Raw genomic sequence first — 25,247 nt, 5'->3', positions numbered from 1 at the left:
GCTTACTATTCAATAATATCTTTAATCTGTTTTTTGAAGCCTGGAGAGCTCCAGATTTTCGTATTCCCTTTGTCGTCAGCATAGATAAAAAATGCCTCTAGTTTAGGGTTAGCCAAAACGATCTCCTGCGATTTTTCAACTCCTAACACCATAAAGGAGGTGGCAAAAGCATCCGCCTCCATACATGTTGGAGCCATCACACTCGAACTCAAAAGAGAGTGTTGAACAGGATATCCTGATCGAGGATCAATTGTGTGGGCATATTTCTTACCCCCATCCACATAAAAATTTCGATAGTTACCAGAAGTGGCCATTCCACAATTTTTTAATGAAACAGTGGCTTGAAGTTCTTGATGGTCTAATGGCATATCCTCTTTGGGCTTATTGATACCTATCACCCAAGTTTTATTTTTACTATTGACACCTTGTGCCACTATTTCGCCACCTATCTCTACCATGAAGTTCTTACACCCTTTATTTTTCAGGTATTCGGCCACAACATCCACAGAAAACCCTTTGGCAATAGCACTTGCATCTAACATGGTACGAGGATCTTGTTTTATAATTTTCCCCTCTTTAAGGTGTACTTTCTGATAGCCAACAATAGATTTGAGGCTATCCACCACTTCAGGAGTTACTTTCTCTCTATTCTTAAAACCAAATCCCCATGCATTAACCATCGGAGCAACCGTCATATCAAATGCTCCTTCTGTAGCTTCTGAAACCAAAACAGCTTTGTTATAACATTTCAAGAAGAATGGATCAAGTTCGGTAGGTTCATTCTTATTGATCTTCGATATGGTAGATACAGGATTAAAAGTAGATAGGGAGTTATCGAAACGCTGCATTTCGGCTTTGATCTCTTCATGCATATCGTCACCATCAGGACTCTCATACACAATATGGTATAAGGTTCCATAAACGGCACCAGAGTTAAACACATACTTTGACGAAGAGGTACTACACCCCCATAGGCAAGTAACGCATAAACTTAATGCGAGCCAAATTCTAAACTGCTTCATAAGGAAAATCGTTTTGAGTTGCTTTTTCTTTTGATCCAACAAAGTTATAATAATCAACAAATAGTTGACGACTTTGTCTTAATTATTGCACGATATGGTAAAAATAAAGCGGAAACAAAAGATAGATTTCGTTTCCGCTTTTTTTAAAACAACTCTTTATTTTAGTTCCATTGATCAAGGTCTAGGTAAGTGCTATCATCCGGAACCAACAGTTCATTTTAGGATGAAAGTATCTCTTTATCTTTGTATGTAACATGTGAGCAAATAATATACAAAGTAAGTCTAAAGATAGAGCTCATTTCATAAAGGAACTGAAATAGACAACGATATAAAATAAGCACTACAACCTATGGAACTATTTTACTGTCACATGTACCATCTTTGAATTCTGTAGAAGAACAAATTCATTGGCTGTAACTTCATCTGCATCTAGCACTAGATCATATGGAGTCTCATATTTTATCTTACCATTTGAATCAACCAGCCATAGTCCAATTGGAGATTCCATAGCAACAAGAGTAACATTATGATTAAAGCATACCTTCTTTCCCTCTTCCGTGACAAAAAGGTAGTCATTCCACTGAACTTTAGGCTCTAATATTTCTTGCTTCCATTGAATAAAATTCATTGTAGAGTAGAGCACTCCATCAACAGAAAAATATACTTGATCCACAGAAGGAGTGGATTGTAATTGAATATTACTTTCAAACGAGGTGGATACCGCTGTCCATGTTTCCCCTTGGTCACTGCTTTTTAAGACTTCACCGGAATTGTTGCTTTCACAAAAAAGGTCTCCATTACCATTTCTAGCTATCTCTGAAACTCGAAATGGAACATTATCCATTCTATGCCATGATCTACCATAATCAGCTGATTTGTACATACCACTTTGATTTATGATAAAAGCAGTGCCATCATTGAAAGTTGACATTTCAGTTGAAATATTATAATCACAAACCATTACATTATTCTTCGTTGCAAAATCATCGTTAGAAGTAGTAACCAGCAATTGCGCATTATCTTTGCCCCCCCTTTCTACGACCATTAGATGATGGTCATCAAACAACTGTATATCAACTAGACTTTGAGACGAATATATTTTTTGCCAATTTTTGCCCCAATCCATCGTTTTATATACACATTGATGATCCATAGCATATCCGATTTCTTTATTCACAAAATCGATGTGTGAAATGTTTTTAGGAGTGACTACATCTTCAAAGGTTAAATCAGAAATAGCATTCTTAGAAGGCAATAAATCAGCATCTTTACTACAAGAGTAAAATAGAATAACAGTTAGTATAAAGTATTTCATAGCAAATTATTTTTTATGTTTTAGGATTATATCGGTAACCCTTTTTTTAATTACCTCAGTATATTACAATAGAACATTTCGATACGAAACGATTCTTTCCTATATGACACGAGTAAAACATGACGATATAACTATCCACTTAATGGCTTAAGCTTTCTTTAAAATGTTTACGATACCACGACTTAATATTGTAGCCCGCCCTGAAAACTAGTTTGTTATATAGTAATATCAAATCCCAAATAGAATATATATCTAATACTAATTCATATTTTGCAAATAAGATGAGCATTCAGAGTAGACTGACTATATTTGATTTCGATTAAGAGCTCTATTTCACCAAAAAAGGAATGGACTGAGTTTCACCATTTACACAATACAGATTCAGAATATAAAATCCTGATGAAAGATTTGGAACATCAAAGAATAGTTCACTATTCTTTTTAATTTTAGACAGTTTAAAATTATATATCGGATATCCTCTATCATTACAAATAACGATATAAGACCCCTTGCTATAATCTTTACCTGCAATCATACGTAATTGACTACTATTAATTGGGTTTGGACTAATTGAAAATAATGTAGGAACAGGTTTACCTTCACTATTATCATCACCTAAATTGAGGACATGAAGACTACTATAACTCACATCACCCAGTGCATCTGTCACTGTTAGATTTAATTCAATATCATAATCATATGGCATTGCACACGAGAAAGACGGGTTTGTAGAAGTTACTACATTCTCTAATCCATTATACCCCATAGACCAATTATATAAATAAGGTTCTTTCCCTCCACTACCAATAGCATCCCAACTGTACGTTCCACTATTAGTTGCTTTATTCGGACCTGATATATATGAATATAAGTCCGAATTAACTCCAACAGCATCCCAAGCCTTACGAACCTGTTCAACTTCTTCTGAATCAACCCCATAAATACTTATTGCGACCTCAACCGTAAACCGCCTAAAGTCAGAATAATTCGAAAAAGATGTTAAGTAATCGACCTGTGTATTATAAACTATTTCTGCAGCCTTCTCGATACCGATCCCTTCAAGATCATATCGAACATAATAACTTGTACCATTATCTACTCTTGATCCTTGATTAGTTCCTGATCCACCCTCTGAAAGTAAGTAAAACCAAAAGTTACCAACTGAACTATTAGTATGAACTCCATAATGATCAACAGAAGTATTTTCCCAATTCTCTCCTTTGTAAAACTCAGGGTATCCTTTTGAAGAAGGATCACTCATTGATCTTAAGCCTGATGAAATTATTTCCTCTCCTATTATATATCTATTCTTTTCAGGTGCATATTTCGACTCAATAACACAAGCCCAAATATCACTTAAAGACTCATTAATTGCCCCCGATTCACTATTATATACTAATCCACATGTAAACTGAGTAAGTCCATGTGCAAATTCATGAGCTACAATGTCTAGACTCATGACTTGTGAAAAATTAGAACCTTTTCCGAAAGTTACACATTCATTGGCTCCATCCCAAAATGCATTATCATTATCAGGGTATCCAAGAGAAACAAGATTTGTATTATAATATCCTAAGAGAGGCTTTCCTTCACTATCGATTGAATTACGACTAAACACAGTATCAAAATAATCATAAAAAAGTATCTGTGCCCATAATACCTCACTTCCAACTCGTACTTCTATATCAGAAGAATTCCAGATATTATCACCATCTCTGTGCACGATTGCAGATATATAACTTGAACCAGAATCCATATCCTTCGCATATATACCACCCCCTCTGACTAAATTTTTTTGATAATAAACTCCATTCTCTTCATAAGTATCAATATCAATTACACCAGAGTAAAATGAATATGCTTGACCAGGTTGTAATTGCTCTATACTAGAATCCTGTAAGATAAAATTCTTATTCTCTAGTGATTCTTTAGAAACATTTTTATTATCATTGATTAATGAGTAATTAAATAGAACCTCTCCATTATTAGCATCAATATAAATACACTGTCTTTTAAATGGCTTACTGCCATAGATAATCATTTTATAAGCTTTACGAAATTCACTGTCAAATTTACCATTTTGATATTTTCGCATATAAACTAACGAAATTGACTTTTCTGTTTCTTCTTGAATAAAATCTTCACATTCAATGAATTCTTTTGCAATAGACATTGCACTACTACGTGAAACTAACTGATTTTCTGTACTTATGATAATATCAGCTAAACCTTCTACGCTTTTAACCATTTGTTCTGACTTAAAAACTAAAACATCAGCAAATTCTAAGTTAAGCCCATCTTTAGACCTTGAATATTTTTCAATATATTTATTGGTTTTATACTTTGACCAAATAACATCGTCTCTCTTTTTAAAGTTATTTTTTAAAACATCACTTAATAAACTATAGTGCATTGGTTTAGCAAACTTAACAATCTTCTTATTATCCTTAATTAACACTTTAATCGATTGCTGTCCACAAACATTTAACGGTATCATTGTGACAATAAATAAAAAATAAAGGCTCTTTCCGAAACTTAGTGGGTATGCTACATGTTTAATTTCTATATAATAACTTCTAAAATAAGACATCATGTACGATTTATTAGCCTCAGCCTTACATATTGAATCTCCCTATTTTATTGATGGTATTAACTTAGACAAGGAATCCCAACGTTTAGATGTTTATATCGATTTTAAGAGAGGTTCTCGTTTTAGTCACAATGGAGAGGATAACCTACAGGTGCATGATACACGAAAGAAAACATGGCAGCATTTAAGCTTCTTTGAGTATAAGTGTTATTTAACTGCACGTGTTCCCCGTGTTATAAAGGGAGATGGTAATGTTGCTATTCTTGATATGCCTTGGGAAGGTGAACTACCTGGTTTTACACTGTTGTTTGAAGCATTATTAATGTCCTTAATTTCTTATATGCCAGTTCATCAGGTTGCACAAATGACAGGTGTTTATGATGATAAGCTATGGAAGTTGGCAACTTTGTATGTCGATACAGCAAAGGCCGAAGAAGACCATTCTGATATTGAGATGATAGGGGTTGATGAGACTTCTTGTAAAAAAGGGCATAATTATGTTACTTTGTTTGTAGACCTAAAAGAACGCAAGACAGTACATGTTACTGAAGGAAAAGGGGCAGAAACTATTGCTTCTTTTTGTAAGGTTATTCCACATTATCACGACCAAAATAAAGTGATCAAATCAAGTAAAATAAGTCATGTCAGTTGTGATATGTCTCCTTCATTCATTAGTGGCATAGCAACACACCTTCCAGATGCTTCCATTACATTTGACAAGTTTCATATTATGAAGATAATCAATGAAGCAGTAGATAAGGTTAGACGATCTGAAGCAAAAGATGAAGAGTGTCTAAAGGGGAACAGGTATTTATTCTTAAAGAACAAGACAAACTTCACCTTAAAGCAACAGCAAGCCTTTAAGGATCTTTCTATATCAAACAGTAAATTAAAGAGTTTCAGAGCACTCCGAATACGTGAAAGCTTTCAGGATATTTACACATACGCTAACACGGCAGAAGAGTTTGTGTGCTTATTAAAACAATGGTATTATTGGGCAACTCACTCTAGGATGGAGCCTATCATCAAGGCTGCCAATACAATTAAAAGACATTGGGATGGCGTTGTGCAATGGATGGAAACAAAGATAAATAATGGAATATTAGAAGGTCTTAATTCTGTGGTTCAAACAGTAAAAAGAAGAGCTAAAGGATTTAGGGACACTAAAAATTTCATCACAATGATATATCTTGTTACGGGTAAATTAGATTTTAGAAAGGTGAATAAGCATTGTTCTTTTTAATATGATTACCCATCAAATCTTGGAAAGAGCCAAAATAAAATGATAGTATAGTTTTAAAGTTCATAGTTAAATTTATTATTGATTTATATTACATTATTTTATATCTCTGAATTTTTGAAAACTTATATATATCTAAGATACCTCAGATTACATGCCTTATGCTACACCTACAAGACCTATTTCACTCAAAATACTAATATAGACGCATTTACAGCATTGAGCTACATTTATAATTTGAATGCAAGATTCATTCACAGACATATTCTATCTAACATCATCATTTGAAATTATTTAAACATACAATACTAGAAATAAAAAATTTACAACAAGAAACAACACTCAAACAACATTGTGTATAAAATATATTTACCATTAGCAATTATAAATAAATAAAACACAAAATCCTAACCACAATACATGATTTACATAATATTTGACTTCTTAAAAAATAAACATTTTTTTTAACAATATTACATATACTTACACATCTATCATATCTCACATTAGAACACATCATATTATCATTAAATATGCGAATCAAGGAATCAAAACATAATTAAAAAACGTTGCAGATAGTTTACTGAATGCATGTACCATTAATCCTTTTGTAGACCCTTACTAGCTCTTTGTATATCTGTTTTTTCGATTAGCCAAGAGAACATTGCTTCAATAGATTGTCTAATTTTAGATACAGCTCTATTATACAAAACATCTACTGCTTTTATTCTCTGTTTGATTATCAAAGGCATCCCTTTTACTGCCTTTATAGGTGTCAACATTTCTGAATTATACTGATTCTTCTCATACTGGTTAAATTCATTATGCATGTAAATTTTATCTCCGAAGAAGGTTCTGTTCCGCATCTCGAACCACCTCTCCTTGTAGACGACAATATCGTTAATAGATGCAGGGGTAAAAAGGATTTGTTCTGGAAATGGTAAAGCATCTTGTCGTCTTATCCCCAGCATATGAAACTTCATGTCATAATATTAAACTTCATGTCATAATATTAAACTCCATTCGTAGAACAATAGCCTTTAATTGGTTACTTCAATGGCAACCTTGCCTTTTCGTTTGCTAAAACACGTTATATATTCTTGATATTGAACACCCCAAAGATATATTGTCATCACCTCTTGATCGGTAAAACAAGGGGAGTTATTGTTACAAAATCGTTCACAATAATATCTTAACTCATCGAAATAATAACAAATTAGATCGTATATCTTTATTAAATTGAAGTACTTATTCTAGATTATCATATTTAAAAGTCGCTTTGAATACAACTATAAGACACTGATTTTCAAGAATACAAAAAACAACATAAATATCTAATATACGAATAATTAAAATACTTGACCAGATATCAAATTCAACTCCTCATTCGCATTAAATATAGACAGAACAACAATTGTATATATACAACACATTTACAGCCTCATTTCTAATAGCAATAGTAAAGCACATAAGTTTTCCACTTCTTGTTTGTACGCCTTACGGTTGATATGTTGGTTTATATCAATATCTATCGATTAAATGGTTTTCCGAAGAAAACAAAGATGATCCATTGACTGTTTTATTTACACATATATTCATTAAACAGGATCATTATGGAAGGTCAAAAAAAGAGCGTAGGTTTAGCATTAAGTGGCGGTGGAGCAAGAGGTGTTGCACACATGGGGGTGATCAAAGCATTTCAGGAAGCAGGAATCCCAATTCATGCTGTATCAGGTACAAGTATGGGCGCTTTGGTTGGAGCATTGTTAGCAAATGGATTTAGCCCCGAGGAGATGCTTGAACTTCTCGACAAGAAACATATCAAAGGATTACTTCATCCATCCATGAAAAGCCACGGATTAATTAAAGTTGGATTTAAGACAACTTATCTTGATGAGATCATGCCCTACAAGACCTTCGAGGAGTTGAAGATTCCGTTGTTTGTTTCGGTCTCTAATATTACCAAGGGTGAGTTAGAGGTAAAGAGCCAAGGTGAGTATCTACCATATGTTATAGCCTCGTGTTCTATTCCTGTCGTTTTTCCAGCACAAGAGATCGATGGGCAGTGTTATGTAGATGGTGGTCTTTATGACAATTTACCTGCCATGTCGTTATACGATCAGTGTGATTATATTGTAGGTGTTCATGTCAATTTCAATGGAGAAGAGCAGATTAAAAATAGTATGGTACAGGTTGCAGAGCGGTGTTTTCAACTGATCATAGGCAACAATGTAAAGAAGGCACTCCCACACTGTAATGCCATTATTGAGCCACATGAATTGCGGAAGTATGGTACTTTTGATCTTAAGTCTAAACTGAAAATATTCAAAATTGGTTATGATTATGGTCGAAGGATTATAAAAGATAAAATTATTCACGATATTTGTTCGTAGTACCATAGACAGTATCGTAAATATTAAGAAGATGAAAAAGGTTTATAAGTTTGGGGGAGCATCGGTGAAAGATGCAGCCAATATCATTCGTCTTTCGAAACAACTGAAAGCGGACATTCATCCTCACAAGGTGGTGGTTATCTCTGCTCTTGGCAAGATGACCAATGCTTTTGAAGTGTTGGTGAATGCATATTATGACCAAAAGCGAGATGATATCGCTATGGCCTATCGTGTGATATACGATTATCATTATGGAATTATTGCAGACCTTTTTGAACGACCACAGTTAGGGCTAATCGATCAGCTATTTGAACAGTTAGCACAACGTATTGAGGAGGTGCCTTCCATGAATTTCGATTATGAGTATGATCAGATTGTTAGTTTTGGGGAGATTCTATCCACCACACTCATTTCAGAGTATTTGAACTTTGTAGGGGTTAAGAACAGTTGGATAGATATACGCCCTGTGTTAAGGACTTCAGAGAACTATAGAGAAGGAAATGTCGATTGGAATATCAGTAGCCAGAATATTCAAAAGCAATTTGTCTTTACAGAGAACCATTCGATGCTCTATATTACCCAAGGGTTTATTGCTTCGACCTACACGAACCTAACTACCACTCTAGGTAGAGAAGGTTCAGACTATTCAGCTGCCATCATTGCACACTGTTTGAATGCGATGTCCGTAACCATATGGAAAGATGTAGAGGGGGTGTTGAATGCTGATCCTAGATATTTTGAGGTCTCACAGAAGATCGAACGCATCTCTTACAAAGATGCTATAGAGTTGGCTTATTTTGGTGCTTCGGTGATACATCCTAAGACACTGAAGCCACTACGGACAAAACAGATACCGCTATATGTAAGAAGTTTTGTGGATCCTACCCTCTCGGGAACTATGATTGGTAATGGACCATATGATACCATATTGCCACCGATATATATTCTTAAACGCGATCAGGTGTTGATCACCATTTCGGATAGAGACCTTTCGTTTCTATCGGAGGAGGATATTGCCTTCTTCTATCAGACCTTATCGGAACACCAAGCCAAATCTAATTTGGTACAGCAGTCGGCGCTGTATTTCTCAGTGGTGATCGATAAGAATCATCGTCAGTTTGAAGAGATGGTCGGGAAGTTAATGGAGAATTATAAGGTGATGTATAATCAGAACTTGGAGCTTCTAACCATTCAGAATAGTGAGCCTAAATTGGACAACTTAGATTATATTCAAGACCGAGAGGTGTTGATTGAGCAGCATAGCCGCAAAACATCACGCTATTTAGTTAAACAATAAAACCGCATAGATTAAAAAGATATGTCAAGAATTGCAGTATTTCCAGGGTCGTTTGATCCTTTTACTATTGGACACGAATCAATAGTAAGAAGAGCATTGCCTCTATTCGACCAGGTTATCATTATGATTGGATATAATTCGGAGAAGCGCTCATTTTTTCCATTGGAGAAGAGAGTAGAGTGGATAGAGAAAGTATTTTCGGATACCAGTAAAGTGACTGTAGCAACCCACGAAGGGTTGACTGTCGATTTCTGTCGTAAGGTAAATTCCAACCATATCCTCAGAGGGTTGAGAACTGCTGCAGATTTTGAGTATGAGAGAGCTATAGCACAAGTAAATAAGAAGATGGAGGACGATCTAGAGACAGTGTTCTTGCTCACAACCCCAGAGCATACACCTGTTACTTCGACTATTGTAAGAGATATTCTTCGTCACAAAGGAGATGTGTCGATGTTTCTCCCGTCGAATATTACGATGAAAGATTTGGCTGACTATGTGGGATAGAATACAACGATTTATCACCATCTTGTTCCTTTGTGTTGTTTGGGCTACTACGGCCCATGCCACACAATTGCATATACAGAATCCGAGCTATGCAAACAAGCGTGTAGAGATCTACACTTATTGTAGCCCTATAAACATGACTCGCATGGTTTTATGGGAAGGGAGTTTTAATGCATCGGGAGAGTTGTCGACGACTATTGATTTGAAACAAATCACCAAGGGATATATGGATTTGGGGACTTATCAATTTGAGTTCTTTATGGAGCCTAAAGCTAAATATGATTTGGTCTTGTCCGATTACAAGCCGAAGAGTGAAGCACAGAAAAGTAGTATCTATTTTAAGAGGCAACCCTTTATGGTGGGGTTCAAGAAGTTGGGTAGAGAAGATATCAATATTCAGCTACAGCATTTTAATACCGTTTATCGTAAGCTTTCGCGCCAAAATGCTGAGTCGCTCTTCTTTCAAAGAAACAGAGCACGCTTAAGAGAGGTGTTAGCCCAACTAGACTCGTTAGATGACCCAAGTAAAGCATATCTTCATTATCATGTTGCCATTCGTAAGAGTGAACTAACCGCATCGGTAGAGGGGTGGAATAGTGACAAGATTATAACCAATCAATTGACCAAACTGCCTTATCTTCCATGTCATGCGACCTATATCTCCTATTTCAATCGTATTTTAGATAATGATCTATACAAACGGGCGATGTCACTTAACCATGAGAAACTAAAGCAGGCAGTATCTAAAGAGGATTTGACAACCATACGTTCTATTTTAATCCAAGATGGGATTACCAAAGGGTTGGTGGATGCTTATATCCTAAAGGGGTTACACGATGCGCTATATTATAAAAGCTTCAGTAAAAAGAGTGTACAAGGTCTAATCAATAAGATGAAGCACACTGCAAACAAGGTTATACAAGAAGAGGCCTCGCAGGTTATGGTAGAGTATCGTGAGAAGATGGAGCAAGAGATCTTTATCGATATGGAGAAAATCACCTTTACGACCGCTTCAGAGAAAATGGATATTGTATGGAAAGGGAGATACCAATATTGGGCATTTATTGATTTGAAAGGGGTCAATGCCAAACAGCAAATTAGTGAGTTAAACACACTTTCTAAACAGCTGGGGAAGGTGTTGAACGTGGCTATTGTGATTGATGTCAGTGAGATTGATAACCCACTAATAAAAGATATTAGAGGCTCTTTGGTTTATAGTAATCGAAAGAGATATGACCTCAAGAAGTTATGTCAGGTGTCAGGAACACCTACATATGTTTTGCTAAACAAAGAGTTAAAAGTACTACAAAAGAGTGCCTTAAGACCAGATGTGAAGTTTCAGAACTATTTCATGGGATTTTATAGGGAGGAGTATATTAAGGAGCAGAGAGCTAAATATAATAGTACTAAATAGGGCACAAAGTATATCGATATAAACCCGACTATGGAGTGGGGTTTATATCGGATTGTGTGTGTGTGTTTAGGTCTATTTAGAGAAGGAGATTAAATAAGATGCGCCCGCAGAAATAAAATATCCTTTACGAAATCCTTTTAGATTTGTTCCTACCGAAAGGTCAAGCTGTAGATTCTCTTTCAACAGATAGGTCACTCCAAGGTCCATATAGTGATGCATTTTGTCGCTATTGTGGGATGTATAGTCGAAATATTCAATAAAAGCGCTCAATGTCTCTTTAATTATCGGCTGGCCATAAGCAACCGATGCGGAATACTCGACATTATCGTTTCCAGCGGTCCATATGGCCCCTGCATTAAACGAGATAGATGATCCGTTATCAAACTCCCACCCTCCTAGAATTTTGACAATAGGCTCAGAAGCGTCAGGAGAAAAGTGGTTGTCTCCTGTTGGAATGACATAATGAAAGAGTAGTGAGAGGTAAGGCAAAAACTTATCTTGATCTAACACATAGAATTTTAATCCTACCTGCATATCCCCCCAGCCATAATTTGACATGGGGTTACCTTCAATACCTTTGGAGTGCATGTATGCGATATTAAAACGCAACTCTAGATTATCGACAAGACCATATCGAAGGAGTGTGGTGTTATAGGTATGGTTGATCTCTTTAAAGTCGGTTGACTTCTCGAACATATATCCGGTTTCTATCTGAAGGCTATTTCTCGGAACGGTATAGTAGGACTCTGTGACATCAGGACGATCGGTGTTAATATCTTGTGCATTGTTGTATAGTAAAGTTCCGAACAGACACCATAAGAGTAAAATTGTTTTTTTCATATCGCTGTTTTCTTATCATAACAGAAGTATACAGCACAAAGTTCAATCGTCCGATCCGTTGCTTCAGTTTGTCTCATTCAAAAATTGCATTTGCGAAAGTAGTACAATGGAAGGCATAAAAAAAAGTGTATTGAAAACCCAAGGTTCTCGATACACTTTTTAGTTGGTTGTAAGAAGCAAGATGATCTGAATTAGATCACAATATCATCTTTTGCAGATTTTTTCACTGCTTTAGAACGTCCAGGAAGAATTAGGTTTAGAATAACCCCAACAATAGAAGCTAGACCAATTCCTTGAAGCGCAAAGTCTCCAATTTGGAAGACTGCACCACCAATACCCATAGTAAGAACTACAGAGATGATCACTTGGTTTCTTGTGTTGTTCATATCAATTCGAGAATCCACTAGAGTCTTGATTCCGACACTAGCAATCATACCAAAAAGAAGGAGCATCAATCCACCCAAAACAGCTTGTGGAATCGTTTGAAGGAAACCACTAACTTTACCACATAGAGAGAAGACAATCGCTGTGACAGCTGTTATTCTCAAAATAGCAGGATTGGTTACTTTCGTTAGAGAAACAGCACCTGTTACCTCAGAGTAAGTTGTGTTTGGTGGTCCACCAAAGAAACCTGCAAACATAGTAGCGATACCATCACCAAGAAGTGTGCGGTTAAGCCCAGGGTCTTTAATGTAGTTTTTGTTCACCACACCACCAATCGCATACATATCCCCAACATGCTCAATGATTGGAGCAATTGCCACAGGAATCATGTAGAGTATGGCTTCCCAACGAAACTCTGGAGATTGCAGTTTTGGTAGCGCAAACCAATCCGCATTGATAATTGGGTCATAATTTACAGCTCCAAGCACCATAGAAAGGATATAACCGAAAGCCAAGCCCACAAAAATGGGGATAAGTTTAAATATCCCCTTTCCTGCCATTACTGTAAAAATTGCAACCATTAGTACGGAACCTGAAATTGCCCAATTGGTCTTTGCCATATTCACTCCATTGGGAGCTAACGACAATCCGATCAGCATAATCACAGGGCCGACGACCACAGAAGGAAAGAGAAGTTCAATAAAGCGCGAACCACGCAGCTTAATGACAGTAGAGATGATGGTGTAAACAATCCCAACGGCAATAATACCTCCGAACATCGCTGGCATACCATAGAGCTTAGAACAAGCAATCATTGGTGCGATGAAGGCAAAACTACTTCCTAGATAAACAGGAACTTTTCCTTTGGTAATAAAATGAAAAATGATGGTTCCAACTCCAGCGGTAAATAGAGCAACAGATGGGTCAATCCCTACTAAAAGGGGAACGAGTACAGTAGCACCAAAGGCTACAAATAGAAATTGAATTCCGAGGATGGTTTCTTTCACCCCAATCGACGTACGAGACGTAGAGTTCATAGTACAGCAAAAAATGGTTACAAAATAAGAAATAATTTACGTAATCATTTTAAAAACGATCTGTACCTATTAGGACTCGTGAGAACGAATATCTTTGACATTTAATTGTGTCGATACCTTTCCTCTAAACTCATTCTCCGTAATGGTATAGCAGACATCAAACGGCATAGCTTGTTTTACGATATCGAAATAGTGTCCTTGTGAAAAGGCTATTCCGGAAAACACAGAGGTTGAACGATTGGGTTCGACTAGATCTAACTTTAAGTGTTCTAGATTCTTACCCACCAACCTACTTGTACCATGATCTAAGACGTCTTCTGTTACAAATACAGGAGCATTGTTATGAGGTCCTAAAGGTTCAAACTGCTTCAAAATTCTTACAAATTTAGGATTTATATCGGAAAGTGAAACTTTTGCGTCAATTTCGATAGTTTGAACCATATCTTTTTCGCTCAAAGACTCCTCTACAATCTGATTGAATCGACGTGTGAATTCGCCTAATTTATCTATTTTCAGGGTCAAACCAGCAGCAAACATATGACCACCATAAGACTCTAGAAGATCTGAACATTTACCAATGGCCTCATATAGATCGAACGAACCAACACTACGAGCAGAACCTGTGGCTAAACCATTGGATTCGGTAAGAATAATTGTGGGTCTATAGAACTGTTCGGTTAAACGAGATGCTACAATTCCAACTACGCCTTTGTGCCAATCACGATTATATAGAACAGTACTTTTTTTCTCTACCAGCTCTTTGTTGTCGAGAATCATATGTAGCGCTTCGTTGGTAATATCACGATCGAGTGTTTTACGAATTTCATTAAACTCATCAATCTTACTACCAAGCTGTGATGCCTCTTCTGCTTTTTCGCTAAGCAAGATACGAACCGATTTGTTTCCATGCTCAATACGACCAGAGGCATTTAATCGTGGCCCTATTTTGAAGACGATATCGTTAATCCGAAGCTCTTGTCCTGAGACACCTGCATTTTGAATTATCGTTTTTAATCCGATAGAGGGAGCACTATTGAGTTTCTGAAGCCCCCAATAGGCCAATACACGATTCTCTCCAGTGATAGGGACAATATCAGCAGCGATACTAACGACAACAAAATCGAGGAAATCATATATTACATCCAAAGGGATGTCATGTTTCAGACAGTAAGCATGTACAAATTTAAAGCCCACACCACATCCTGACAGCTCCTTGTAAGGATAATTACAGTCGATCTGTTTGGGGTTTAACACGGCGACAGCATCTGGTATTATCTCATCAGGGTTGTGGTGGTCACAAATGATAAAGTCTATCCCATATTGCGTGGCTAACGCCACCTTATCGACCGCTTTAATACCACAGTCTAAAACAATGATTAAATCAAATTTATTTTCTGCAGCGTACTCTATACCTTGGGTAGAGACTCCATAACCTTCTATATATCTATCGGGAATGTAGTACTCATACTCTTTGATAAATTTACGGATAAAGCTACACATCAATGCAACCGAAGTGGTACCATCAACATCATAGTCTCCATACACTAAGACTTTCTCCTGATTTTCAATAGCTTGATGCAGACGATCCACCGCCTTATCCATATCTTTCATAAGGAAAGGGTCGTGAAGGTCACTCAATTTTGGACGAAAGAACATTTTCGCATCATCGAAAGTTGTCACTCCTCTCTGAACTAATAGATTTGCGATTGCCATATCTACCCCGAGTGCAGCCGACAAAATCTTTATCTGATTAGCATCGCCGGGTTTTCTATATTTCCACTCTTTTTGCATGTGATATCCTTTCGTCTATTGTATATCTAGATCTAGAACAAAACATTTCTGTTTTCCTAAGACCAAAAGTATAGGTATCCCAAAGATAAGAAAAGAGGTTCTTTTTGCAAGAGCATTTGGAGAAGCCTAAAATAAGTCATTCTATTTTATTATTACACACAATAGAAGAAATTGTTCAATCATTACTCCACCATAATACGAGCTCATCCAATTGTATATCAAAAACTTAACACCAACCTTCGTCAAGTATTGATACTGAATAATTTAACTAAATATATCATAATAATCAAGGCATTCTATTTTAGTTAATACACTACCATTGAGAGACTTAATTCTAATGAAAAAAAAAGAAAAAAACTACACATGTGAAGAAAAGCCCTATTTTTGATAGAAGTAAGCAAACATTTTTTTAATTTTGCCCTTTTACATTGGTAGGCAGATCTGAAACAGTTGGAATGATATATTTACGGGTATATTCTCAAAAGATCAATTATTTGGAATCTGCCGATTAACCCATCTCATCTTTACAAAATGAGCAGAATAGAGCTAAGCGAACAAGAGATAATAAGAAGAAATTCTCTTCAGAAGTTAAGAGAATTAGGTATCGAAGCATACCCAGCAGAAGAATTCGAAGTGAATGCGACAAGTAAGGAGATCAAAGAGAACTTTGATGCCGAAAAGAATAACTACCAAGAGGTTGTTATTGCTGGTCGTATTATGAGTCGACGCATTATGGGGAAGGCCTCTTTTGCAGAGCTTCAGGATCATAACGGTCGTATTCAGATTTATGTCAATCGCGACGAGATCTGTGAAGGAGACGACAAAACGCTTTACAATGACGTGTTCAAGAAGCTTTTAGATATCGGTGATATTATCGGAATCAAAGGTTTTGCATTCGTTACGCAGGTTGGGGAGATCTCCATTCATGCTAAAGAGCTAGTGGTTCTTAGTAAGTCTCTTAAACCGCTTCCTATTGTAAAAGAGAAAGATGGAAAGACATTTGATGCGTTTACGGATCCAGAGATGCGTTATCGTCAACGTTATGTCGACCTAATTGTAAATCCACAGGTTAAAGATGCTTTTGTTAAAAGAACAAAGATCGTCAATACGATGAGAAATATGTTCAATGAGAAAGGTTATCTTGAAGTTGAAACACCTATCCTTCAACCGATACCTGGTGGTGCATCTGCTCGTCCATTTGCAACACACCACAATGCATTAAATATGCCTCTTTATATGCGTATCGCAAATGAGCTATATTTGAAGCGTCTTATTGTTGGTGGTTTTGATGGTGTATATGAGTTCGCAAAAGACTTCCGTAACGAGGGAATGGATAGAACCCACAATCCTGAATTTACAGTGATGGAGATCTATGTAGCTTACAAAGACTACAACTGGATGATGGACTTCACGGAAGAGATGATCGAAAAAGTTGCACTTGAATTGCATGGTACAACCAAAGTGCAAGTAGGAGATAAAGAGATTGATTTCAAACGACCATTCAAACGTATTACGATGATCGACTCGATCAAAGAACATACGGGTATTGATATTGCAGGTATGGATGAAGCTGCACTAATCGACGTTTGTAAAAAGATAGATGTTGAAGTAGACCCTTCTATGGGTAAAGGAAAATTAATTGATGAGATATTTGGTGAAAAGTGTGAAGGGAACTACATCCAGCCTACTTTCATTACGGATTACCCAATAGAGATGTCTCCTCTGTGTAAAAAACACCGTACGAACCCTGATCTTACAGAGCGTTTTGAGTTGATGGTTAACGGAAAAGAGCTATGTAATGCTTATTCTGAGCTTAACGATCCTATCGATCAGTTAGAGCGTTTCCAAGATCAATTGAAGCTATCTGAAAAAGGGGATGACGAAGCTATGTTTATTGATATGGACTTTGTTAGAGCACTTGAGTATGGTATGCCTCCTACATCAGGTATGGGTATCGGTATTGACCGCTTAACCATGTTGATGACGAATTCATCATCTATTCAAGATGTACTTTTCTTCCCTCAGATGAAACCAGAGAAGAAAGCAACTGTTGACCCAGATAGTAAGTTTGAAGAGCTAGGTGTTGTTCCAGAATGGATCGAAGTACTTAGAAAAATGGGAATTCAGAAAGTTGCTGAACTTCAAGAGATGAAGCCAGGTAAACTATTTAATGACCTTTGTGGTTTCAATAAAAAGAATAAACTTGGTCTTCAAAATCCATCTGCAGAGGAAGTGAAGAGTTGGTTCAACTAAGTTAGAAGCTAAATGGCTGAAATAAATAACAATCAAAGAATTGCAGTAATTGGAAGCGGGAGCTGGGCAACAGCTCTCGCCAAGATGCTTATGCATAATGTTAAAGAGTTTAATTGGTATTTCCGATCAGAAGATAATGTCAAGCTCTTTAAGAAATATAAGCATAACCCAAAGTATCTGCGTGCTGTTGAATTTGATACGGATAGAATTCATTTCTATACAGATATCAATAAGATAGCGGAAGATTCAGATATCTTAATCTTTGTAGTGCCTTCGGCATTCTTGAAAGATGCAGTTAAAGATTTAACTGTAGATATCTCAAATAAATTCATTGTATCAGCAATTAAAGGTATTGTCCCTGACGACAATACCATTGTTGGTGAATTCTTCCACCAGCGTTTTAACGTTCCTTTTGAGTCAATAGGCGTTATTGCGGGACCATGTCATGCTGAAGAGGTGGCAAGAGAATTGCTCTCTTATTTGACGATTGCTTGTCCGGATATTAAGAAGGCAAGACAATTTGCATTCAATCTTGAATGCCCATTCATTCGCACCCATATTAGTGAAGATATTTATGGGACAGAGTACTCATCTGTAATTAAAAATATCGTCTCTCTTGCTTCTGGTATTGCACATGGACTCCGTTATGGAGACAACTTCCAAGCAGTACTGATATCTAATGGTATCCAAGAGATCAAACGCTTTGTGGATACAGTGCATCCTATCACTCGCGACATCAAATCAAGTGCCTATCTTGGAGATCTTCTTGTAACGGGATATTCTCAATTCTCTCGTAACCGAACTTTTGGTATGATGATTGGAAAAGGATACTCTACTAGATCTGCGATGTTGGAGATGCACATGGTTGCAGAGGGCTATTATGCGGTGAAATGTATTAAGGAGATCAATGAGAGATATAATGTAAATATGCCGATTACTGACGCGGTTTATAATATCTTATATGAGAACATCTCACCTTCTATTGAGCTGCGATTGTTGACTGAACATCTTAGATAGAGACATATTACAAAAACGAAATAAAGATGGAAAATATCTCGCTTAATCTTAATCGTGCCTTAGGCTTTATAAGCCAAGAAGCTATCGATAGCTATAAAGCAGATGCTGAAAAGTTTAATGTTGCATTACACGAAAAGACAATGCGTGGTAATGATTACTTGGGGTGGGTTAACTTGCCTTCAAGCATTACTGACGAACACATTGCTGATGTTAAAGCAACGGCACAAAAGTTAGCAGCAAAAAAACTTGATATATTAGTTGTAGTTGGTATTGGAGGCTCATACCTTGGTGCCAAAGCTGTTATTGATGCGCTTTCTAATAATTTCCAACAATTCCAAAAAGGAGATGCGCCTTGTGTAGTATTTGCAGGACAAAATATTAGTGAAGACTATCTTGCGGAACTACGTCAACTACTTGCTCACAAAGAGTATGGTATCGTGGTTATCTCAAAGTCAGGAACGACTACAGAGCCAGCATTGGCTTTCCGTGTTCTGAAGAAAGACATTGAGACGAAATATGGCAAAGAAGAGGCAGTTAGTCGTATCATTGCAGTTACAGATGCATCTAAGGGTGCGTTACGTCAGCTTGCAACAGAAGAAGGATATAAAACATTTGTTATTCCAGATGATGTTGGTGGACGTTTTTCTGTTCTTACTCCAGTAGGACTTATTGCGATTGCTTGTGCTGGATTCGATATTACGCAACTGATCCAAGGAGCGAAAGATATGGAAGCACAAACATCTCCGGAAGTAAAGTTCGAGGATAACTTAGCAGCGCAATATGCTGCCGTTAGAAATGAACTTTACAGAAATGGAAAGAAGATTGAGATCCTTGTAAATTACAACCCTAAGCTTCACTATTTCGCGGAGTGGTGGAAGCAGTTATATGGTGAAAGTGAAGGTAAAGAAGGTAAAGGGATCTACCCATCTAGTGTAGATTTCTCATCTGATCTTCACTCTATGGGACAGTATATTCAAGAGGGTGAAAGAACTCTTTTTGAGACTGTTCTTTCAATCAAGAATGTAAAGAATACCGTCCTTGTACCTACAGATGAAGCAAATCTTGATAGCCTGAACTTCCTTGCTGGTAAAAGAGTGGATGAAGTGAATAAGATGGCTGAACTAGGAACTGCATTAGCTCACGTGGATGGTGGGGTTCCAAATATGCAAGTCGAAGTTCCTGAAATCAACGAGTACTATCTTGGTCAGTTGATCTACTTCTTCGAGAAAGCATGTGGTATCAGTGGATATATGCTTGATGTAAATCCATTTGATCAACCAGGAGTAGAAGCTTATAAGAAGAATATGTTTGCTCTTCTTGAGAAGCCTGGCTTTGAAGCAGAAACTCAAAAGATTAAAGAAAAACTTAAGTAGTCAATATATTGATGCAATAAGGTCACATACTCTCTGTATGTGGCCTTTTTTTTACTTCTTTATGAAAAATGATAGAACCAAAGGATATATCTTATCCATCTTAGCTACCATCTTCTTCTGCCATATCTATATCTTCTCGAAAAAGGCAATGGAGCATGCTACTTTATCTCAATTCTGTTTCTATTGGTTTGGACTATCACTCCTTCTGAATGGATTCAGTACATTGATTACCAATCCTATTAAAAAGATAAAAGAGATAGTGAGTAACAACTATAAGGTGCTTATTACTCTGGGACTCCTTGAGATAATTATCTCTATAACACTTTTTAGTGCCATTCATTATATTCCAAATACAGCAGTTGCTGGAATGTTGGGTAATCTATTTCCTATATTCACTGTAATACTAGGGATTACGATCCTTAAAGAGAAAATTTATCCTCTTGAATATATAGGACTAATTGCTGCATTTGTAGGTATTCTTGTAACATCCTTTCCAGAAGATGCAGTGTGGCGAGACTTCCTTAATAAAGGAACTATTCTAGTGATTGTAAACTGTATTGTGTCAGCTATCGCAACGATTATAATCAAATCAAAGATTCAGAATATTCCACCGCTTCTACTTAATAGCAATCGTGCAATAGCGCTATTTATTTATGCTTGCATCGCTCTGTGTATCACAAAAGATTCGCTTCAAATTCCTCCTATTGCAATCAAGAACATTGCCATTGGGGCAGTGATCGGACCTTTTATTGCAATCAATCTAGTCTACTATAGCTTCAAGTATATGGAAGCCTCAAGAGCTACTGTGATACAGAGTACAAAGGGGTTAGTACTAATTGTCTGCACCTATCTATATTGGGGGGAACTGCCGAAGTTCTATCAAGTGGCAGGAGGTATAATCACACTTGCAGGACTAATATTTATGTCATACATAGAGATCCACAGTAGTAAAAGTAAGAGATCTTCTTAACCCATACTATCTACAAATAAATAAGGGGTAAAAGTAATAAAACTTCTACCCCTTATCTATTTTTACAGATCACGAGTGATCTAAATGGTATTACTCAATGTAAAACGGATTAAGAATCTTAATTCTGAATCAACTTTCTTATTATTCGATTCCGCAGGAACAAACTTTAATAGTTTTACAACTCGACATGCTTCATCATTCAACGAAGGAAATACACCTCTAACAATACGGGTACCTTTAACATCCCCAGAACTATCAATATCTGCAATGACCACTACGTCTCCAGTCACATGACCTTCTTGTGCATCTGAAGGATATCGTATCGACCTTGCAATAAAACGGTGCGCATCAGCAATTGTACCATTAATATATTGAGGCAACTGATCCACTTTCTTCAACACCTTACCATGTTCATCATACTCTGAGTACAACATGATATCGCCATTATTATACTCTCGGTGGATCTTTACTTGACCATTCTCATAATAAGAGTAGAAGCTAACTTCTCGCCCCTCTTCATATAAGCGGAATAGTTTTGGAACAAGATTAGGGTAGAAAACCTTATAAGACTTCATATAACCGTCTGCATATAGCTTTTCGATCATCACTTGACCATTGACATAGAACTTCCTAAAAGTCATCTCTAACCCATTGTCATAAGTCTTTTCACAAACCAAAGAACCATTCTGGAAATATTGACGATACTTCCCATGTAGCACTAGTCCCATCGGCACTAACTGTTTTATAACGTCTTTCGATTTCTTATTAAACTTACCCCAGCGAATTATATCCATACTCTCAGCTAAACATGTGCACTCCCATTTCAGGATGCCTGCCATTGTATAGCTCTTCAAGTCATATACTCCCAAAGAGTCATTTCTCACTACCCGGTAGTAGTGTGTCGCGCGTTTTCGTTTTACTTCCCGATTCTTCTTATTGTAGTAGAAGATCTGGGTGTCAGGAGTAGAGGCATGCACTCCTAAAACCATTGTTATAAGGAAGATCAATAAAGGTAAAGACTTCTTCATTTTACTTTAATTAACAGAGATTTTGAGGTACTAATAAATAGCGTATTATATGTTATGTCTAACCTAATAATATAAGTAACTAATAATTGGTATTCAAATATAGTTGATTTTTAAGACTATTCGAACATAATACATTTATTATCTATGTTAAAACTATTGTATTATTAACTTATTATTGATAATATTATAGATAATCAATCAACAACACCACATTAAGAACAACATTTACGATGAAAAAAACAGTGGGAATGCTAATCCTTATTATGATCACTATATGTCATAATGAATTGTCAGCACAAAAGAGTACGAAAGAGAAGCGTCATCATTACGAGTTTATGTTATCCCCAATTAGCACACTTGAAAATGATACAATTGTTTCGAAATATGAAGTACGAAGCACATTCAAAATGAATAAAGTCTCTCTTCAAAAGAATAATTTACTTTACCAACAGCTGCTAAAAAGCCAGCTAGAATTATCAAAATTGGAGACTGAAAGAAAAATTATTCACACCGAAAGGTTAAAAGAGAGTGCTTCAATACTCAAAGAGACAGAAATGCAGTTTAATTTAAGTATTGATACAATCAAATCTTTAAATTCAACAAAGGCGCAGGAAGAGCATCTACAACGTCTAAACCGACAGATTTACGCGATTAAAAACTTAGATGAATATGAGATAAAAAAGAAGGCATTTGGTTTAGGAATATATTTAGGTTTACATTATGAAGTTTATGGAAGAGAGTTGTCTAAATATTATGAAAATAGCACATCATTAGAGCTCGGATATGGCACCTCATACAAAGATATATTCTGGTATTTTCACATAAACTATGGAAAACTTAAAACTAAGAATTTCCAATCGACAAACGATCTTAATCTAAACCCTGAAGTAGATAAGACAGAGATAGGAACCTCTCTATCATATAAACTTTATGATACACATAAGTGGAGAATATCTCCTATCGTTAGATATGACTATGCTATTGTAGCAGGACTATTAGACGAACGAAATACCGACAATATAAACGGTTATAATAAAGTATCTGCTGGAGTAGACATCGACTATATTCTATCTAGAAGGCTATGTTTAAGACCAGGACAACTATTCTCAGGAAAAGAGATGGAAGACATCTCAATAAGAGCTAAAATGAATATTGGCTATATGGAGCTACCACACAATATTAAAGGGTGTCTATTCGAATTTGGACTTGTCTTCAATATATACGGAAGATTCATAAGATAATTATCATTCATAAAAAAGGGACCCTTAAAAAGTCCCTTTTTTATCACCATCATTAATGATGCATATTTCGTAATTCCTCTTCATAGAAGAACTCTTTTTCGCCAAAAGCGGGAACCAAATCATTAATCCATATTGCCTTCGGGTCGTATTTTGCAAAGAAAGGCCTTCCAACCCATTCCGGATTACGCCCTTGGATGAAAGATAAGACAAATACCTTCTCTCCTTGCACCTCTGTTACCCCAACGATCTGTATTTTACCAGGATCACAAGACATACTAGGACCTCTTACTGTTCGACAAATACCACTTACGGATTGGTATGCATCTTTAAAGATATTCCATGCATTATCCAATGTCACAGCAAAATAGTCTTGTGCACCAGTATCTCTCGCTACAAACATATAGTAAGGAATAATCCCTAGGTCCACCTGCTTACGCCACATCTTAGCCCAAACTTCAGGACTATCATTAAGATGTTTCATCAAAGGACTTTGTGAACGAATTTGTGCTCCTGTACTTCTAATCGCATCAATTGCATCTTTAACAGCTTCAGTCTCTAATGCACCATAATGATTAAAATGAGACATTATACTCAAATTGATTCCACTATCCGTAACCTTCTTAAAAAGTTCTAGCAACTCAGGAGCATCATCATCTGTAGTAAAGCGATAAGGCCAAAAAGTCAAAGCCTTTGTTCCAATACGAATCGTCTTCAAGTTCGGTAAGTTTGCATCTAATAGCGTATTAAAATAGCTAGCAAAGAACTTCGTTTTCATAATCGAAGGATCACCACCAGTAAACAACACATCTGAAATCTCTGGATGCTCTCTCAAATAGTCTACCATATAACTTGCTTCTTTCATCGCAAATTTCTCATCTGCTAAAGCAAATTGTGACCAACGGAAGCAAAATGAACAGTAAGCATGACAGGTTTGTCCTTGTGATGGGAAGAACAACATCGTTTCACGATACTTATGTTGCATTCCTTCTAACTTCTCACCATTCAATTCTGGAACATTATGTGCCTGTCCTGCTGGATTAGGATTTAATTCATAGCGAATTTCATCAACCGCCTTTTTCAACTCACTCTTAGCAACTCCCTCTTTTAAAAGCTTTGCAACTCTATTATAATGTGCTTCTGACAACATCCCTTTTTGTGGAAAAGTCAATGTGAAGAAAGGATCATTTTTCCAATCATCCCAATTGATTAACTCATCAACCACGTAGTTACTGGTCTTAAAAGGAAGAACACTACCAACCACTTCGATATCGAAACGATCTTCATCGGTTAGCTTCTGTATTTGAGGTAAGGTTTGATAATTTGAAAGTGTATAAGAACGATATTTCATGAAAAGTATAAATGTTTTTTAATGCACGTTCCCTAAAGAAATATAAGATAAAGTGCATCTGTTTAAGTTACAAACGATGTTTAGAATTAAGCCTAAAAAATTCTTCTCCAAACTGATACAAATATACCTAAATTACACAAAACCAACAAATTGAAACACATTGACACATAACAAGCCAATACCATCTCAA

Annotated in this window: 19 protein-coding genes; 10 read left to right on the top strand and 9 right to left on the bottom strand. The window is 36.4% G+C overall.

Features of this window, described 5'->3' with window-relative positions; all coding sequences use genetic code 11:
- Positions 1-5: 5 nt before the first annotated feature.
- The 3 genes from K5X82_15330 to K5X82_15320 all read right to left on the bottom strand — a co-directional run bounded on the left by K5X82_15330 (position 6) and on the right by K5X82_15320 (position 4,834).
- On the bottom strand, positions 6-1,022 hold the full coding sequence (locus K5X82_15330; GenBank protein QZT36604.1) for an FAD:protein FMN transferase: 1,017 nt from the start codon (positions 1,020-1,022) through the stop codon (positions 6-8).
- Positions 1,023-1,377: 355 nt separating this feature from the next.
- Entirely contained in the window at positions 1,378-2,337 is a 960-nt protein-coding gene (locus tag K5X82_15325) for a hypothetical protein (protein ID QZT36603.1), read from the bottom strand.
- Positions 2,338-2,665: 328 nt separating this feature from the next.
- Entirely contained in the window at positions 2,666-4,834 is a 2,169-nt protein-coding gene (locus K5X82_15320; GenBank protein ID QZT36602.1) for a M4 family metallopeptidase, read from the bottom strand.
- A 94-nt stretch (positions 4,835-4,928) separates the two neighbouring features.
- Here K5X82_15320 and K5X82_15315 point away from each other — a divergent pair, with 94 nt between their 5' ends.
- Complete coding sequence (locus tag K5X82_15315) at positions 4,929-6,170, top strand: ISL3 family transposase (protein ID QZT36601.1); 1,242 nt, start codon at positions 4,929-4,931, stop codon at positions 6,168-6,170.
- 596 nt (positions 6,171-6,766) lie between these two features.
- Here the strand turns inward: K5X82_15315 and K5X82_15310 are convergent.
- Positions 6,767-7,150, bottom strand: a complete 384-nt coding sequence (locus K5X82_15310) for a hypothetical protein (GenBank protein QZT36600.1) — start codon at positions 7,148-7,150, stop codon at positions 6,767-6,769.
- Positions 7,151-7,780: 630 nt separating this feature from the next.
- On the opposite strand from K5X82_15310, the gene K5X82_15305 reads away from it, so the two are divergent.
- Genes K5X82_15305 through K5X82_15290 form a run of 4 tightly spaced genes read left to right on the top strand, consistent with a single transcriptional unit; the run spans position 7,781 to position 11,775 of the window.
- Positions 7,781-8,560 (top strand): patatin-like phospholipase family protein, encoded by a 780-nt coding sequence (locus K5X82_15305; GenBank protein ID QZT36599.1) that lies wholly within the window; start codon positions 7,781-7,783, stop codon positions 8,558-8,560.
- A 31-nt stretch (positions 8,561-8,591) separates the two neighbouring features.
- Positions 8,592-9,857, top strand: a complete 1,266-nt coding sequence (locus tag K5X82_15300; protein QZT36598.1) for an aspartate kinase — start codon at positions 8,592-8,594, stop codon at positions 9,855-9,857.
- A 21-nt stretch (positions 9,858-9,878) separates the two neighbouring features.
- Positions 9,879-10,361, top strand: coding sequence for a pantetheine-phosphate adenylyltransferase (gene coaD, locus K5X82_15295; protein ID QZT36597.1), 483 nt, complete (start codon positions 9,879-9,881; stop codon positions 10,359-10,361).
- On the top strand, positions 10,351-11,775 hold the full coding sequence (locus K5X82_15290; GenBank protein ID QZT36596.1) for a hypothetical protein: 1,425 nt from the start codon (positions 10,351-10,353) through the stop codon (positions 11,773-11,775). The genes coaD and K5X82_15290 overlap by 11 nt, the downstream gene beginning before the upstream one ends.
- A gap of 72 nt (positions 11,776-11,847) precedes the next feature.
- Here K5X82_15290 and K5X82_15285 read toward each other — a convergent pair whose 3' ends face one another.
- The 3 genes from K5X82_15285 to recJ form a co-directional block, all read right to left on the bottom strand.
- A complete protein-coding gene (locus tag K5X82_15285) occupies positions 11,848-12,615 on the bottom strand; it encodes a transporter (GenBank protein QZT36595.1) in 768 nt (255 codons plus the stop codon).
- 191 nt (positions 12,616-12,806) lie between these two features.
- Positions 12,807-14,036, bottom strand: a complete 1,230-nt coding sequence (locus K5X82_15280; protein ID QZT36594.1) for a uracil-xanthine permease family protein — start codon at positions 14,034-14,036, stop codon at positions 12,807-12,809.
- Positions 14,037-14,105: 69 nt separating this feature from the next.
- Complete coding sequence (gene recJ / locus K5X82_15275) at positions 14,106-15,827, bottom strand: single-stranded-DNA-specific exonuclease RecJ (protein ID QZT36593.1); 1,722 nt, start codon at positions 15,825-15,827, stop codon at positions 14,106-14,108.
- Positions 15,828-16,358: 531 nt separating this feature from the next.
- On the opposite strand from recJ, the gene lysS reads away from it, so the two are divergent.
- From lysS to K5X82_15255, 4 genes are all read left to right on the top strand, one after another.
- On the top strand, positions 16,359-18,080 hold the full coding sequence (gene lysS / locus K5X82_15270) for a lysine--tRNA ligase (GenBank protein QZT36592.1): 1,722 nt from the start codon (positions 16,359-16,361) through the stop codon (positions 18,078-18,080).
- Positions 18,081-18,101: 21 nt separating this feature from the next.
- On the top strand, positions 18,102-19,097 hold the full coding sequence (locus tag K5X82_15265; protein QZT39139.1) for an NAD(P)H-dependent glycerol-3-phosphate dehydrogenase: 996 nt from the start codon (positions 18,102-18,104) through the stop codon (positions 19,095-19,097).
- Positions 19,098-19,123: 26 nt separating this feature from the next.
- The gene (locus K5X82_15260) at positions 19,124-20,470 is read left to right on the top strand and encodes a glucose-6-phosphate isomerase (GenBank protein ID QZT36591.1); all 1,347 of its coding nucleotides are present in this window, start codon (positions 19,124-19,126) and stop codon (positions 20,468-20,470) included.
- A gap of 61 nt (positions 20,471-20,531) precedes the next feature.
- Positions 20,532-21,440: a DMT family transporter gene (locus tag K5X82_15255; GenBank protein QZT36590.1), complete on the top strand. Its 909-nt coding sequence runs from the start codon at positions 20,532-20,534 to the stop codon at positions 21,438-21,440.
- 80 nt (positions 21,441-21,520) lie between these two features.
- On the opposite strand, the gene K5X82_15250 is transcribed toward K5X82_15255, so the two are convergent.
- On the bottom strand, positions 21,521-22,468 hold the full coding sequence (locus tag K5X82_15250) for a TonB family protein (GenBank protein ID QZT36589.1): 948 nt from the start codon (positions 22,466-22,468) through the stop codon (positions 21,521-21,523).
- A gap of 230 nt (positions 22,469-22,698) precedes the next feature.
- On the opposite strand from K5X82_15250, the gene K5X82_15245 reads away from it, so the two are divergent.
- Positions 22,699-23,709: a hypothetical protein gene (locus K5X82_15245; GenBank protein ID QZT36588.1), complete on the top strand. Its 1,011-nt coding sequence runs from the start codon at positions 22,699-22,701 to the stop codon at positions 23,707-23,709.
- A 52-nt stretch (positions 23,710-23,761) separates the two neighbouring features.
- Here the strand turns inward: K5X82_15245 and K5X82_15240 are convergent, their stop codons facing one another.
- Entirely contained in the window at positions 23,762-25,057 is a 1,296-nt protein-coding gene (locus tag K5X82_15240; GenBank protein QZT36587.1) for a lysine 2,3-aminomutase, read from the bottom strand.
- Positions 25,058-25,247 lie beyond the last annotated feature (190 nt).

It is taken from the genome of Prolixibacteraceae bacterium (genome assembly GCA_019856515.1).
GTDB classification, from domain to species: Bacteria; Bacteroidota; Bacteroidia; order Bacteroidales; family Prolixibacteraceae; genus Halosquirtibacter; species Halosquirtibacter xylanolyticus.
The sequence above is the reverse complement of the archived record's forward strand: the minus strand, read 5'-3'. Positions and strand labels throughout refer to the sequence as shown.

Excerpts from the sequence above, each read along its gene's own strand:
- K5X82_15255 (QZT36590.1), top strand. The coding sequence starts at position 20,532 with ATGAAAAATGATAGAACCAAAGGATATATCTTATCCATCTTAGCTACC.
- K5X82_15280 (QZT36594.1), bottom strand. The coding sequence starts at position 14,036 with ATGAACTCTACGTCTCGTACGTCGATTGGGGTGAAAGAAACCATCCTC.
- K5X82_15320 (QZT36602.1), bottom strand. The coding sequence starts at position 4,834 with ATGATACCGTTAAATGTTTGTGGACAGCAATCGATTAAAGTGTTAATT.
- coaD (QZT36597.1), top strand. The coding sequence starts at position 9,879 with ATGTCAAGAATTGCAGTATTTCCAGGGTCGTTTGATCCTTTTACTATT.
- K5X82_15325 (QZT36603.1), bottom strand. The coding sequence starts at position 2,337 with ATGAAATACTTTATACTAACTGTTATTCTATTTTACTCTTGTAGTAAA.
- K5X82_15310 (QZT36600.1), bottom strand. The coding sequence starts at position 7,150 with ATGAAGTTTCATATGCTGGGGATAAGACGACAAGATGCTTTACCATTT.
- K5X82_15240 (QZT36587.1), bottom strand. The coding sequence starts at position 25,057 with ATGAAATATCGTTCTTATACACTTTCAAATTATCAAACCTTACCTCAA.
- lysS (QZT36592.1), top strand. The coding sequence starts at position 16,359 with ATGAGCAGAATAGAGCTAAGCGAACAAGAGATAATAAGAAGAAATTCT.
- K5X82_15330 (QZT36604.1), bottom strand. The coding sequence starts at position 1,022 with ATGAAGCAGTTTAGAATTTGGCTCGCATTAAGTTTATGCGTTACTTGC.
- K5X82_15300 (QZT36598.1), top strand. The coding sequence starts at position 8,592 with ATGAAAAAGGTTTATAAGTTTGGGGGAGCATCGGTGAAAGATGCAGCC.
- K5X82_15260 (QZT36591.1), top strand. The coding sequence starts at position 19,124 with ATGGAAAATATCTCGCTTAATCTTAATCGTGCCTTAGGCTTTATAAGC.
- K5X82_15250 (QZT36589.1), bottom strand. The coding sequence starts at position 22,468 with ATGAAGAAGTCTTTACCTTTATTGATCTTCCTTATAACAATGGTTTTA.
- K5X82_15305 (QZT36599.1), top strand. The coding sequence starts at position 7,781 with ATGGAAGGTCAAAAAAAGAGCGTAGGTTTAGCATTAAGTGGCGGTGGA.
- K5X82_15315 (QZT36601.1), top strand. The coding sequence starts at position 4,929 with ATGTACGATTTATTAGCCTCAGCCTTACATATTGAATCTCCCTATTTT.
- recJ (QZT36593.1), bottom strand. The coding sequence starts at position 15,827 with ATGCAAAAAGAGTGGAAATATAGAAAACCCGGCGATGCTAATCAGATA.
- K5X82_15285 (QZT36595.1), bottom strand. The coding sequence starts at position 12,615 with ATGAAAAAAACAATTTTACTCTTATGGTGTCTGTTCGGAACTTTACTA.
- K5X82_15245 (QZT36588.1), top strand. The coding sequence starts at position 22,699 with ATGAAAAAAACAGTGGGAATGCTAATCCTTATTATGATCACTATATGT.
- K5X82_15290 (QZT36596.1), top strand. The coding sequence starts at position 10,351 with ATGTGGGATAGAATACAACGATTTATCACCATCTTGTTCCTTTGTGTT.